The organism is Sphingorhabdus sp. (genome assembly GCF_023910635.1).
In the GTDB taxonomy this organism is placed as follows: domain Bacteria; phylum Pseudomonadota; class Alphaproteobacteria; order Sphingomonadales; family Sphingomonadaceae; genus Sphingorhabdus_B.
Window position 1 is genome coordinate 1 of record NZ_JAAVVZ010000038.1, and the last position, 12,093, is coordinate 12,093.

General features: G+C 55.6%; 15 protein-coding genes. 3 read left to right on the forward strand and 12 right to left on the reverse strand.

All coding sequences use genetic code 11. The features are described from left to right. Position 1: 1 nt before the first annotated feature. The 12 genes from HEQ34_RS13450 to HEQ34_RS13505 all read right to left on the reverse strand — a co-directional run bounded on the left by HEQ34_RS13450 (position 2) and on the right by HEQ34_RS13505 (position 9,325). A protein-coding gene (locus tag HEQ34_RS13450) for an IS5 family transposase (protein ID WP_296201345.1) occupies positions 2 to 762 on the reverse strand; the annotation gives its coding sequence in 2 pieces (ribosomal slippage) (positions 2 to 429 and positions 429 to 762; 762 coding nt in all). Between the two features lie 59 nt (positions 763 to 821). Then, positions 822 to 1,430 carry a DUF3365 domain-containing protein gene (locus HEQ34_RS13455; protein ID WP_296201346.1) on the reverse strand — a complete coding sequence of 203 codons (609 nt, stop codon included), beginning with the start codon at positions 1,428 to 1,430 and terminating at the stop codon, positions 822 to 824. Next, entirely contained in the window at positions 1,427 to 2,182 is a 756-nt protein-coding gene (locus tag HEQ34_RS13460) for a hypothetical protein (RefSeq protein ID WP_296201348.1), read from the reverse strand. Before HEQ34_RS13460 ends, HEQ34_RS13455 begins: the two co-directional genes overlap by 4 nt. After that, a complete protein-coding gene (locus HEQ34_RS13465) occupies positions 2,179 to 2,637 on the reverse strand; it encodes a DoxX family protein (RefSeq protein ID WP_296201350.1) in 459 nt (152 codons plus the stop codon). Before HEQ34_RS13465 ends, HEQ34_RS13460 begins: the two co-directional genes overlap by 4 nt. Before the next feature lie 30 nt (positions 2,638 to 2,667). Continuing rightward, the gene (locus tag HEQ34_RS13470) at positions 2,668 to 3,297 is read right to left on the reverse strand and encodes a peroxiredoxin (protein WP_296201352.1); all 630 of its coding nucleotides are present in this window, start codon (positions 3,295 to 3,297) and stop codon (positions 2,668 to 2,670) included. 109 nt (positions 3,298 to 3,406) lie between these two features. Further along, positions 3,407 to 3,931, reverse strand: a complete 525-nt coding sequence (locus tag HEQ34_RS13475) for a DUF2202 domain-containing protein (protein WP_296201354.1) — start codon at positions 3,929 to 3,931, stop codon at positions 3,407 to 3,409. An 18-nt stretch (positions 3,932 to 3,949) separates the two neighbouring features. Then, a complete protein-coding gene (gene sulP / locus HEQ34_RS13480; protein ID WP_296201356.1) occupies positions 3,950 to 5,719 on the reverse strand; it encodes a SulP family inorganic anion transporter in 1,770 nt (589 codons plus the stop codon). A gap of 5 nt (positions 5,720 to 5,724) precedes the next feature. Continuing rightward, a complete protein-coding gene (locus HEQ34_RS13485; RefSeq protein WP_296201358.1) occupies positions 5,725 to 7,305 on the reverse strand; it encodes a bifunctional protein tyrosine phosphatase family protein/NAD(P)/FAD-dependent oxidoreductase in 1,581 nt (526 codons plus the stop codon). Between the two features lie 34 nt (positions 7,306 to 7,339). Then, complete coding sequence (locus HEQ34_RS13490) at positions 7,340 to 7,543, reverse strand: DUF2892 domain-containing protein (RefSeq protein WP_296201359.1); 204 nt, start codon at positions 7,541 to 7,543, stop codon at positions 7,340 to 7,342. Positions 7,544 to 7,554: 11 nt separating this feature from the next. After that, on the reverse strand, positions 7,555 to 7,974 hold the full coding sequence (locus HEQ34_RS13495; RefSeq protein WP_296201360.1) for a DUF6691 family protein: 420 nt from the start codon (positions 7,972 to 7,974) through the stop codon (positions 7,555 to 7,557). Beyond that, positions 7,971 to 8,411, reverse strand: a complete 441-nt coding sequence (locus HEQ34_RS13500; RefSeq protein WP_296201362.1) for a YeeE/YedE thiosulfate transporter family protein — start codon at positions 8,409 to 8,411, stop codon at positions 7,971 to 7,973. Before HEQ34_RS13500 ends, HEQ34_RS13495 begins: the two co-directional genes overlap by 4 nt. Then, positions 8,408 to 9,325, reverse strand: coding sequence for an MBL fold metallo-hydrolase (locus tag HEQ34_RS13505; protein ID WP_296201364.1), 918 nt, complete (start codon positions 9,323 to 9,325; stop codon positions 8,408 to 8,410). Before HEQ34_RS13505 ends, HEQ34_RS13500 begins: the two co-directional genes overlap by 4 nt. A gap of 106 nt (positions 9,326 to 9,431) precedes the next feature. Here HEQ34_RS13505 and HEQ34_RS13510 point away from each other — a divergent pair, with 106 nt between their 5' ends. From HEQ34_RS13510 to HEQ34_RS13520, 3 genes are all read left to right on the forward strand, one after another. Next, entirely contained in the window at positions 9,432 to 10,061 is a 630-nt protein-coding gene (locus HEQ34_RS13510) for a peroxiredoxin (RefSeq protein ID WP_296201370.1), read from the forward strand. Continuing rightward, entirely contained in the window at positions 10,061 to 10,459 is a 399-nt protein-coding gene (locus HEQ34_RS13515; protein ID WP_296201366.1) for a metalloregulator ArsR/SmtB family transcription factor, read from the forward strand. The genes HEQ34_RS13510 and HEQ34_RS13515 overlap by 1 nt, the downstream gene beginning before the upstream one ends. A 444-nt stretch (positions 10,460 to 10,903) precedes the next feature. Then, positions 10,904 to 11,821, forward strand: a complete 918-nt coding sequence (locus tag HEQ34_RS13520) for a DNA N-6-adenine-methyltransferase (RefSeq protein WP_296201368.1) — start codon at positions 10,904 to 10,906, stop codon at positions 11,819 to 11,821. Positions 11,822 to 12,093: the final 272 nt, after the last annotated feature.

A 12,093-nucleotide genomic window follows, 5' to 3' on the forward strand; every position in this document is an offset into this window, starting at 1 on the left:
ATTAACTGATCCAGAATGCGCATATTGCGGCGATGGTGATGGCTGCCATGAAGCTATGGGCGCATCGGTCATAGCGTGTGTGGATGCGCCGCCAGTCTTTGAGGCGGGCGAACAGGTTTTCGATTTTATGCCTTTGGCGATAGAGATTTTTGTCGAAATCAGCGGGGACTAGTCGGCCCTTTCTCGGCGGGATGCAGGGCGTAATATTCTTGGCCAGCAACGCGGCCCGATACGCATCGCTGTCGTATCCCTTGTCGCCAATCATGATGCAATTATGGCTGGGAAGCGCGGGATAGAGCAGCTTTGCGCCGATATGGTCGCTCATCTGTCCTTCGGTCAAGCACAGCATCAGCGGCCTACCTTGGCCATCGCAGACGACATGAAGTTTGGAGTTCAGCCCGCCTTTGGTGCGTCCGATACGCCTAGGAGCAGGCCCTTTTTTAAAAGGCTGGATGCCGTTCGGTGCGCCTTCAAATGGGTCGCGTCGATCATCAATATATCAGGCGCGCCTGCTTCTTTCACCAGCGCGGCGAATATCCGGTTGAATACACCCAGCTTGCTCCAGCGCACAAAACGGCTGTAAAGCGTCTTATGCGGACCATAGCCGGGCGGCGCATCACACCAGCGCAGACCGTTCTTCAAAACATAGACAATCCCGCTGAGCACCCGTCGATCATCAACCCGCGGCACACCGTGAGAAAGCGGAAAATACGGCTCTATCCGGCGCATCTGCGCCGCACTCAACATCGGTAGATCAATCATCAACTGCTCCTCTATCAGAAGTTCAGTTGAATCAAACTTCGCCCTTACATGCAACTAATTTAATGCATCCTGAGCCTAGACAAAATAATTTTGGCCAATATGGCACCGCGCATTTCGCCCGCGCGGTAACCTGTGGCGGCATCATCCGGGTAAAGTTCGGCGATTGCCGCACGGACATCGGCCGCTACAGCTGTGCCGTGGCACATAGCGCATGGTTCATCTTTCATGATGATCGCGCGCATGCTGTTGTGCGTTGCATCTGTACCTTTGCCTTCGACCCAATTGATCATCGATGGCTTACCTGCGGCGTCAACGGGAGCTTCGCCCAGTGAGGTGAGGCGCTGGCGAAGTTCACCTTGGGTATTGGCACCCGGATTGCGCGGACGCAGTGAAATCCGGCGTAACTCGACGCCGGTTTCTGCCGAAACTTCGGCCGCAATAGCGGGCGCGACTTCGGCGCACACGTTGACCGCAGCGGTCGGTCCACCATTTTGCAATGCTGACTTTAAAGCTGTTTGCAACCGTGATTGGAACAGATCGGCAGCAACCGTCGATCGTTCGATATCTGCCGCAGCCGGTTCTTGTGTCGCGCACGCAGACAGGACGAGCGGGGACGTGAATATGGCCAAAACCGCAAGTGATCGCATTGCCGAATGTACCCGCATCATTTCACCCGTATCTTTTCAGTCAATACGCCGGTGTTGCCGGTAATACGGTTGCGCGCGATGATTGTCAGGTCGGCCTTGCCTTTTGTCTTTGGCGTCCAATTGGCTGCAAACCGGCCCGGCGCAGCAGAGAAGGGTAGCGTAACGACTTCGCGAAGCTTTCCGTTCTGCCGAACTTCGGCAACTACTTCATAATTTGCCGAGTCCCACAGACCGGCCGGGGTTATCGGACATCCGCACATTAACTGGACTTCGGCGGTCAAAATCTGCGTTTCTCCGCGAATGAATGCAATTGGCTCTGGATCGAGCAACCTCACAGCCAAGCCCGGAAGTTCGACGACCCATCCGTCACTGTCACCGGCGTTTTGTCCGGGCACGAGCCAACGCTCGGATGTCGCCCGCTGCATTATTTTGGGAAAGCCCAGTGGTCCCTTAATCTCCACCCGGACCAACAGCGGACGCTGTACATCGATTGTCGTGCGGAACGACGCTGCGGTGTCAGATGCGCGAGCAGGCGAACGGCCCTTCGCGGCCATTATCTTCTCGGTATCACCAGACCCGCCGCTGGTAATGCCCTTTGCGAGTATCTTATCACTTTTCGCATCGCGCAAAATGACTTCGGCACCGCCCATCGAGTCGCCGACAAATTTGGCGTCCTGGCTGATAACGCGAACCACAACTTCGGTCGGCGTTGCATTTGCTTGTGTGGTTGCCGCAACCAACGCCAGCAACATGAGCATATATTGCTTCATCACATCGCACCTCCAACCTGGCCAGTTCGATTGTCCAGTGCAAATGCGCCCGGTCCCCGCGCAAAAATCAGCAACAGCGCCCCCAATATTGCGACATTTTTGAAGAGGGGTCCGACATGGGAAGTATCAGGCACAACATGGATCGCGATGGTGACTGGTACCAGCGTTGCAAATAGTACTAATGCAGAAGCGCGTGTCATCCAACCGAGCGCCAAAGTTGTGCCCGCGACAACAAAGGCGATGCCAGATAGCCACAGCATCAGCGAGGGATCGCCAATCATATTGACGGTCCGGGCCCATGGCGATTCCTCCATCCGTTCGAGCATGACATCATGCTGGCCGAAATGGCCTAGCCCGCCGATGATGAAAATCAGGCTGGTGAGCAGCCTGAACAGGGGATCGATCAGCGTCTTTGTTGGTGCACTCGGCTCAAGCCAGTGTTCAATTGTTGTGAACATATCGATCCCCCCTGTTTCTGCCTTGCGCAATCAGGCGACGTTTGTTGTCCGCAAATAGGGACGAAGCGTGGTCCACCCTTGCGGGAACAAGGTCGCGGCTTCGTCGTCCTTGATCGAGGGCGGGATGATGACATCCTTGCCCACTTCCCAGTCAGCGGGCGTGGCAATCCGGAATTTGTCGCCGGTCTGCAACGCATCGATGACGCGCAATATCTCGGCAAAATTGCGCCCGACACTCATTGGATAGGTCATCGTCAGACGGATTTTCTTGTCGGGATCGATGATGAACACCGAGCGCACTGCTGCGGTTTCACTCTGCTCGGGATGGATCATGTCATACATCCGCGCAATCGAAAGGTCGGCATCGGCGAGGATCGGGAATTTGAGATCGGTATGCTGGGTGTCGTTGACATCCGCGATCCACTTGCGATGTTCTTCCGCGGTGTCGGTCGAAAGACCAAGCGGCTTCACGTTGCGCTTTTCAAATTCACCCGCGAGCTGCGCGGTGCGGCCCATTTCGGTGGTGCATACAGGCGTGAAATCGGCCGGGTGGCTGAAGAAGAATACCCAGCTATCGCCAGCCCATTCGTGAAAGCTGATCGGGCCATTTTGCGTTTCGGTCTGAAAATCGGGGGCGATATCGCCAATGTGAAGAGTCATACTATTTCCTTTTTCGGTTTGCTTGATGTCCCAATGAACCCAATCACCGTTCAACGCCAATATAATTACACAGTTAATGTAATCGATAATTTGAATGTTCAATGTTGGGCTATTCAGCCCGTCCGCGGCCTCCGCCCATTGCACCACCCCGCGCGACGCAGCGCTGAAAAGCTGGCAAATGCCGTTCGCGCGACGCCGACTGCAATGCGGTCAATGTTGCACGGATCTGGCCGTCGGTAACCGATGGCAGCAAGCGATCATAAAGAGCGATATTCTCTTCCTCGGCAACGATACCCTGCTGGCATGCTTTAAGCACCGAAGCCGGTGCCTTTAATGTACCCAGATAAGGATTCGTCTTCGCATAAGCGATGCCGACTCGGTCCATTTCTGTTTTTACCCGATCAGCATGTCGCCGTTCAGCTTCGATTATGTTGATGAACGGACGAGCGCCCGGGAAACTGCCAAGAACAGCATCATAGGTCGCCTCAGCGCGATACTCGTCATCAAGCGCCATCGACAATGCTTTCGCATCTGCCGAAGAAGCGGCCTGCAAAGGTGACGCGCAAGCGGCAAGAACAGCGGTAGCCTTTGCGATGGATGAAGATGTGCGTGAAATTTTGCTCGGTAGTTTCATCTTCAAATTCCGATCGTTCTAAATCAAACCCATGTTCATTTGGGTGTCCGGCGGGGTATCCGCTGTGTCTTCTTGATTGGCCATTTCAATAACGGCGTCGAATGCTTCATTTTGTGAAAGAAACACCTGTCCTGTCAGGTCGCTCAGCAGATGCGATTTTTCGAGCGCGTCCATCACGGGGCCTTTGACTTCGGACAGGTGCAGTTTCACGTTGGCATCAGCCAACCGGTGGTTAATCGCTTCAATACTTTCGAGTGCCGACGCGTCGACGCCGTTGATGGCCGAACACATCAGGATAAGGTGTCGCAGTTCGGATTGTTCTGCGACCTGTTCCAGCACGAACTCTTCCAGCCAGCGGGCATTGAGATAGGTCAGGCTTTCGTCGATGCGGATGGTCAGAATGCGCGGGTCGGTGAACACATTGTGGCGTTTGATATTGCGGAAATGCTCGGTCTCGGGAACTCGTCCGACAATAGCCGCGTGCGGCCGTGAAGAGCGCCAGAGAAACAAGGCTAGGCTGAGGCCGACGCCCGCAATCACGCCGGGCTCAACGCCGATCAACAAGGTGACGGCTATCGTCGCTGCCATTGCTGCAAAATCGGGTTTCGAATAGCGCCAGATCGTACGCGGCGTTTTGAAATCGACGAGGCTCAAGACCGCAACGATGATTGTGCCTGCCAATGTCGCAATTGGTAGCGAGGCGAGCAATGGAGTCAGGAACAATGCCGCGAGCAATATGCCGACAGCGGTGAACGCGCCTGCCGCTGGCGTTTCGGCGCCTGCATCGAAATTGACGACTGAGCGCGCAAAGCCGCCCGTCACCGGATAGCCTCCGGAAAAAGCTGCAGCGACATTGGCCGCGCCGAGGCCGATCAGTTCCTGATCGGGAACGATACGCTGGCGTTTTTTTGCGGCTAGCGTTTGCGCGACCGAAACCGATTCGACAAAGCCGATGATGCTGAGCAGCAAGGCAGGGATCGCCAGCCGCTGCCACAGTTCGGCATCAAACAGCGGCACAGTAAAGGGCGGAAGGCTTTGCGGAATGCTGCCGACAACCTTCACGCCCTTGGCTTCCAGATCGAATGCAATGACCGCGAGGATCGAGAGCGCGACCGCCACGATCGGCCCGGCCTTTGCGACCAGATCGGCGGGCCGTGCCGCCAATCCAAAACCAACGAGCAAGGGTTTCAGACCCTTTCGCACCCAAAACAGAAAGCCGGTTGCAGTCACACCGATGGCCAACGTGTAAAGGTTGGTGTCCTTGGCATTTTCGATCAACGTAGTGACCAGTTCGGGCATCGCTTCGCCCGAGGCCTTGATACCGAGTACCGACTTCAACTGGCTGGTGGCGATGATGATACCGCTCGCCGTAATGAAGCCAGACACGACAGGGTGCGATAACAGGTTGGCCAGGAAGCCGAGCCGCAACACGCCCATCACAATCAGGATCAGGCCCGACAGCAACGCGAGGATAAGCGCTGCGGCGATAAAATCCGGACTGCCAGGAGGTGCAACCGCACTTGCCGCCGTCAAGGTCATCAGCGAAATAACCGCCACCGGTCCAACCGCGAGTGCGCGGCTCGTTCCGAACAAGGCGTAGGCAATAATCGGCAGGATCGAGGCGTAAAGTCCAATCTCAGGCGGTAGTCCGGCGAGCATGGCATAAGCCAGACTTTGCGGGATCAGCATGATCGTGACGATAGCGGCGGCGACCAAGTCATTGGTCAGCGTTACGCCGCCATAACCGCGTCCCCATTCCAGGATAGGCAGATAGCGCGCCAATTTCATGTTGGTTACGCCGCCCCGATTTTGTGCGGCTTGACCATCCACTCATGCCCTTTGAGCATGCCATGCCAGTAAATCGGCGGCAGGATAGTGTCCTTCAGCAGCCATGAAAGCCGCGAAGGCCGGGTGCCGTCGATCAGCCAATTGGGGAAGCTCGGCAGCAACTTGCCGCCATAGCCGAATTCGGCGAGCACAATCTTGCCGCGCTCTACGGTCAGCGGACAGCTGCCATAGCCGTCATAATCGGCGACCGGCGGCCTGCCTTCGAGAGCGGCCAAAACATTGACCGCGACGACAGGCGCCTGTTTGCGTGCGGCTGCCATCGTTTTGGCGTTTGATGCCGAGCAGGCATCGCCCAACGCAAAGACATTGGGATAGCGCACATGCTGCAATGTGGCTTCGTTGACCTCGATAAATCCGCTGGCGGCGGCGAGCGGGCTGCTGCGCACGAAGTCCGGCGCGACCTGCGGCGGGACGACGTGGATCATGTCGAATTTTTCCTCGACCCGCGTGACGGTGTCGCCGCGCTTTTGCTCAAACGTCGCAATTTTGGCGGGGCCGTCAATCGCCACCAGTTTCGATTCAAAATTCAGATGCGCATCATAGCGTTCGATATATTCCATCAGCGCGGGGACATAGGCTGAAACCCCGAAAAGCACCGCGCCGCTATTGTGAAATTGGACATCAATGTCCTTCAACACGCCTGCGCGTTCCCAATTGCTGCACGATAGATACATCGACTTTTGCGGCGCGCCCGCGCATTTGATCGGCATCGGCGGCTGAGTGAACAGCGCGCGGCCGTGCTTCAAGTCTTTAACGAGACGGTTGGTGTAAGGTGCCAGGTCGTAACTATAGTTGGATGTAACGCCATTCTTGCCCAGCGTTTCGGTCAAACCTTCGATGGCATCCCAGTCAAGCTTGATACCGGGGCAGGCAACTAGCACGCGGTACGTAACCGAGCTGCCGTCATCGAGCGACACTGAATTCTGTTCAGGCGCAAATCCAGTCGCGGCCTTTTTGATCCACTCGACGCCGCGTGGCATCACCGATTTTTCGGAACGCCGGGTGAACTCTGCAGAAAACACGCCCGCGCCAACCATCGTCCATCCGGGCTGGTAATAATGCACGTCAGTGGGATCGATGACCGCGATATCGAGGTCCGCGTTGCGCTTGAGCAGGCTGGCTGCCGTCGCAATTCCGGCGCTTCCACCGCCGACAATCACGACATCATAGGTCTTCGAATCCGATGGTTTGTCGTATGCCTGTTGCGCCAGTTCGAACACCTTGCCCGAACGCGCTCCCGACCGGCAATAAGCGAGCACAGGCGACGGCATGGCATCGAGCGCTGCGCGCATTTTGACGCCATCGCTTGGGGTAACCCCGGACGACGACACCGGAATATAGGCAAATTTCATGCCGAGCGCTTCGGACTGTTCCTGCACGATACTGGATGCCAGCTGTGCAGCCTCTTCATTATCGGGGCGGTTACAAATAATCGTCTTGAAGCCTTGGGCAGCGGCATCACGCACGTCGTCTAGGGTTAGTTGACCGGAAACAGAAAATACCGGTGAGATTTGTTTGAATGGCATGTTGATTTCCTGCTTGGCCGGATCGTGATCGGTCTTAATTCTTGCCGCGCGTCGACAGGCCGAAAGGCAGATAGGCGGGGCATGTCCCAATGAGGCTGGTCAACAGAAATGCCGCAGCCACGACTCCAAGAATTATTGCGAGTGTACCAGATAACGCACCCATCAGATAGGCAATGCCGATTGCCACAACGACGATGAGGCGAAATGCCCGGTCAAGATTTCCCATATTTTTTGTCATTTTTTATCCTCTCACTTGGACGAAACGGGAATGAAACGGTGCGCCGCCATGCCAGCGAACATCGCGGCGACGAATGGCAACACCGCGAGCGGCGCAATTGCCAGGTCAGCAAGCGCTGGCCCGGGGCAAAGGCCAGCAATGCCCCATCCCATTCCGAACATTATGGCACCGATCGCCAGTGGGCGATCCAGCTTGGCTGTGCCTGGCAGATCGAATGTCGGCGCAGCGAGCGGCGACGACAGCCGTGATTTGATCATCCATGCAAATGCCATCGGGACTATGGCCCCGCCCATGACGAATGCCAGCGTCGGGTCCCATTTGCCAAACAGGTCAAGAAAGGCCTGAACGCGCGCCGGGTCGGACATGCCCGAAAAAGCAAGCCCGGCTCCGAACAGCAGGCCGGAGACGAGCGCGATCAGCGTCCGGTTCATAACCAGTCCCCAGCGCGGAGCAATCCGACGGTGACAAAGCCGCTTGCCATAAACATGGCCGTTGCCACCATCGATCGCGGTGAAAGGCGTGACAAGCCGCACACGCCGTGACCGCTGGTGCAGCCCGAGCCGAGCCTTGTACCATAACCGACCAGTAAGCCGCCAATGATCAACGGCCAGATCGTGTCCGGAAAGCTGACTTGAACAGTGCCCAATGCACGTGAAATCAGGAACGCCCCGAGCGGAAGGCCAAGGACGAACGCGATCGCGACATTTCTTGGCGCGCCGGTATCGGCAATGCCGGTCGCGCGTGCTGCAAGCCCGCTGACGCCAGCAATCCGGCCAAGCCCAAGCAGCATGATCGCCGCTGCAAGCCCGATCAGCAGTCCGCCGACAAAGCCTTCAACCGGTATGGCATTGGGGAACGCCGGGATCATACCGCGTTGACCGGGATTTTGAGATAGGTCACGCCATTATCATCCGCTGGGGGCAGATGACCTGCGCGCATGTTTACCTGAACCGACGGCAATATGAGGCGCGGCATGTCGAGCGTCGCATCGCGCGCTTCACGCATCGCCACAAATTCATCCTCGGCTACGCCGTCATGGGCGTGGACATTGCCTTTACGCTCGGCCTCGACCGTCGTTTCCCATACATATTCAGTACGGCCAGCGGGCAGATAGTCGTGGCACATGAATAGCCGAGTCGTATCAGGCAGCGACAAGATCCGCCGTAATGACTGGAATAATTGCCGCGCATTGCCGCCTGGAAAATCGGCACGCGCCGTGCCGTAATCGGGCATGAACATCGTATCACCTGTGAATACGGCGTCGCCGATTACATAGGCTATATCTGCTGGCGTATGGCCGGGGACATGCAGCACAGTGACGTCGAGGTTGCCGATTTGGAAATGGTCGCCGTCGGCAAAAAGCTGGTCAAAATCCGAGCCATCGCGCTGGAAATCGGTGCCTGCGTTAAAGAGTTTGCCGAACACGTTCTGTACAGTGACGATATGCTCGCCAATTGCGATTTTGCCACCCAGTTTTTGCTGCAAGTAAGGCGCTGCCGACAAATGATCTGCGTGCGCATGGGTTTCAAGCAACCAGTCGACGCTTAACCCCTTCTCTGCAACATATGCGATAATTGCATCCGCCGACGTGAAAGACGTGCGCCCCGAAGCAGGGTCGAAATCCAGCACGCTGTCGATGATTGCGGCACGCTTCGTTTCGGGGTCATGCACCACATAGCTCACCGTAAAAGTTGGCTTATCGAAAAGGGCATGGATTACAGGAACGCCGCTTTGGGCGCCGCTTACCTGCGCAATGGCACTGTCTAAAGCTAAGTCGGACATCGGAATCTCCTTATAAAATCATATTTACATAAACTATGTAATACACTATCGATATTGCGTCAACAAGACTCTCATGGCAGCGGCCGTTGAAAGACAGGACAATATGATGAACGAACCTCAAGCCCAAATATTACGGCCCTTAAGAATTGGCGACACAGCGCCTGATTTTAGGGCGCGAACAACCATGGGTGACAAAAGCCTGTCCGATTTTCGCGGACGCTGGCTAATCTTTTTTTCGCATCCAGCCGACTTCACACCGGTGTGCACAACCGAATTTGTGGCGCTTGCCAGGGCGTCAGCGGATTTTGATGCAGCAGATTGCGCGCTTCTTGGGCTCTCGGTCGATAGTCTTTATTCGCATCTCGCGTGGGTGAAGGCGATTGAAGAGCAATTTGACACCAAAATCGGATTCCCAATCGTAGAAGACCCAAGCATGGTTGTTGGCCGCGCTTATGGAATGATTGATGACGCCGCTGTCGATAGCACTGCGGTCCGGTCGACCTATTTCATCGATCCTGAAGGTCTTGTCCGCGCTATCACGACCTATCCGCACAATGTAGGGCGCTCGGTTGCCGAAATGCTGCGCCTGTTGCAAGCATTGCAGGCGGTATCGAAAGGGCCAAATGTTGCTCCGGAAAATTGGCATCCCGGTCAGGCATTGCTTTCGCCGCCTGCATTGACGGCTGAGTCAATCGCCGGGCAAAGTAACTGGTTTTGTCATGAGGTTGGCCAATAATGACCGCGCTGTTTGAAAGCCGGGAGCAGGCTGGCAAAGCTGCTGACAAACTCAAGGTCTACGCACAGCCGCAGCGGTTGATGATCCTGTCCTGTCTTTTACGCGGTGAGCTAACCGTTGGCGAGATTGATGCAGCGACCGGTATCGGCCAGCCTGCGCTGAGCCAGCAGCTTGCCGAGTTACGTCGCAATGAACTTGTCACAACCCGCCGCGCGTCAAAGCAAATCTGGTATCAGCTTGCTGACGAAAAAGTTTGTTTGTGCGTGCGCAGTATGGAAGCGATCCTCGGAGATGATCCACATCCAGATTTACTTGTTAAGCACAGTCTTACAGAAGAAAGACCCCAAGAAATAGCTACGCCAGCTGCCGGCGCCGCGGGGTTCGCGCGTATCATTTAGCTTATGGCGGAAAAAAAGCCCCAATTGGACCGCCACCAATCATCATTGGCACGTCAACGGTAACTGCTTACGGTTGATCAAGTGACGGGTTTAGCCTGCACATTTCAAGAACTCTGTCAGGCTAGACCATTATATTGGTCATTCTACGCAATGCCCACTTGGCCAAACGAATGTAGGCTTTTGGGATCGTCGGAAGCGCAATCCGATAGCGGATTTTTGGGCGCGAAGCGGCCATTGACTTAACTGATGGACGAAGGTCTGCTTAGCATCAATTGCGCCCCGATACCGGACTGTCCGGACTGTCCAACATTGCAGTCCTTAGCGCGCCAAACAAATGTCGAGTGCCGCAGCAAGGCAAACTCATAGTCACGTACCCGAACGCACGTTGTCGGCCAAAACCGAACATGCTTGAGTGACAAACGATGCTCAGTATATGATACCAATATGGATCATATATTAGTCACAGAATTGAAAGAGGCGCGGCGTTCTTGCGGGCTGTCTCAGGCAATGCTTGCGGCAAGGATTAATGTCGAACCACAGGTGATCAAGCGCTTGGAAGCCGGCATTGGATCTGTGACCACGCTTGTCGCGGCCAAGACTGCGCTAGATTTCCAGCTCAATGGTATCGGACCGGGCCGCACGCTGGGTGATCAACTACGAGGTCGCCGACTAAGAAAGGGCTGGTCATTGGAAGCATTAGCGAGGCGGACTAAGCTGTCTCGTGCGACCATTGCCAGTCTTGAACAAGGCAACGGTTCAGTGCGCAGCTTGCTGCGCCTTTTGTCAGTTATTGCACCTAATGCGCGGAGGCGAGCGAAGGAGCGAGCTTTCTGGGGCGCAGGCGACAAGTTTGACCGGGACAGCCGGTTTACGCCGCCGGACTTTATGGAACACATCTATACCGCCTTTGGCGAGATCGACCTAGACCCTTGCGCCCATCTTTTAAGCCCGGTCATCGCCCGGCGGCGGATCATTCTCAGTGAAGGAGGCGATGGCTTGCTTGATGACTGGTCGGGGCGACTGGCGTTCATGAACCCGCCATTTTCGGCATTACTCATTTGGTTGAAGCGTGCGTTTGCCCAGTGGCAAGCGGGCAATATCGAGACAGTGGTCTGCCTTGTGCCAGTCCGCTCAGATTCCGCCTGGTTCCACGAAACGCTAAGCCCCGTTGCTGATATCTATCTGCTACAGGGGCGCGTCCGATTTCTTGATAGTGAAGGCAAGGGGCAGCCGACACCCTTTTCACTCATGCTGCTGACATTGGGCGCATTGACAGAACAAAAGGAGCGTTTTGCATCGCTCGTGCCCGGATTTTGGATGATGCGAGCGCCGGATATGGTCGTTCCGTCAATGACGGCGTGATTGCCGCAAGCAGCCGAGGTGGATAATTACATTGCATCAGTTTTGATCCTGCATTCGCAGCATCACTGCTGAACGTATTATTGGAAAACTGCGTCAAACGCGCACGCCGCAACCTATGCAGAACAAAAGAAACAACAAAAAAAGGCATTAGAGCGGCGCACTGAAAATGTGAATCATGTAATTCTTGGGATTCCTTTTGATTGAGAACTGTGATTCACTGCTCATGGAGGTGGATCATGGGCAAAAGCAGTTCGTCGGATTTACGGGTTCGG

Excerpts from the sequence above, each read along its gene's own strand:
- HEQ34_RS13465 (WP_296201350.1), bottom strand. The coding sequence starts at position 2,637 with ATGTTCACAACAATTGAACACTGGCTTGAGCCGAGTGCACCAACAAAG.
- HEQ34_RS13475 (WP_296201354.1), bottom strand. The coding sequence starts at position 3,931 with ATGAAACTACCGAGCAAAATTTCACGCACATCTTCATCCATCGCAAAG.
- HEQ34_RS13515 (WP_296201366.1), top strand. The coding sequence starts at position 10,061 with ATGACCGCGCTGTTTGAAAGCCGGGAGCAGGCTGGCAAAGCTGCTGAC.
- HEQ34_RS13485 (WP_296201358.1), bottom strand. The coding sequence starts at position 7,305 with ATGCCATTCAAACAAATCTCACCGGTATTTTCTGTTTCCGGTCAACTA.
- HEQ34_RS13505 (WP_296201364.1), bottom strand. The coding sequence starts at position 9,325 with ATGTCCGACTTAGCTTTAGACAGTGCCATTGCGCAGGTAAGCGGCGCC.
- HEQ34_RS13510 (WP_296201370.1), top strand. The coding sequence starts at position 9,432 with ATGAACGAACCTCAAGCCCAAATATTACGGCCCTTAAGAATTGGCGAC.
- sulP (WP_296201356.1), bottom strand. The coding sequence starts at position 5,719 with ATGAAATTGGCGCGCTATCTGCCTATCCTGGAATGGGGACGCGGTTAT.
- HEQ34_RS13470 (WP_296201352.1), bottom strand. The coding sequence starts at position 3,297 with ATGACTCTTCACATTGGCGATATCGCCCCCGATTTTCAGACCGAAACG.
- HEQ34_RS13500 (WP_296201362.1), bottom strand. The coding sequence starts at position 8,411 with ATGATCCCGGCGTTCCCCAATGCCATACCGGTTGAAGGCTTTGTCGGC.
- HEQ34_RS13455 (WP_296201346.1), bottom strand. The coding sequence starts at position 1,430 with ATGATGCGGGTACATTCGGCAATGCGATCACTTGCGGTTTTGGCCATA.
- HEQ34_RS13495 (WP_296201360.1), bottom strand. The coding sequence starts at position 7,974 with ATGAACCGGACGCTGATCGCGCTCGTCTCCGGCCTGCTGTTCGGAGCC.
- HEQ34_RS13490 (WP_296201359.1), bottom strand. The coding sequence starts at position 7,543 with ATGACAAAAAATATGGGAAATCTTGACCGGGCATTTCGCCTCATCGTC.
- HEQ34_RS13520 (WP_296201368.1), top strand. The coding sequence starts at position 10,904 with ATGGATCATATATTAGTCACAGAATTGAAAGAGGCGCGGCGTTCTTGC.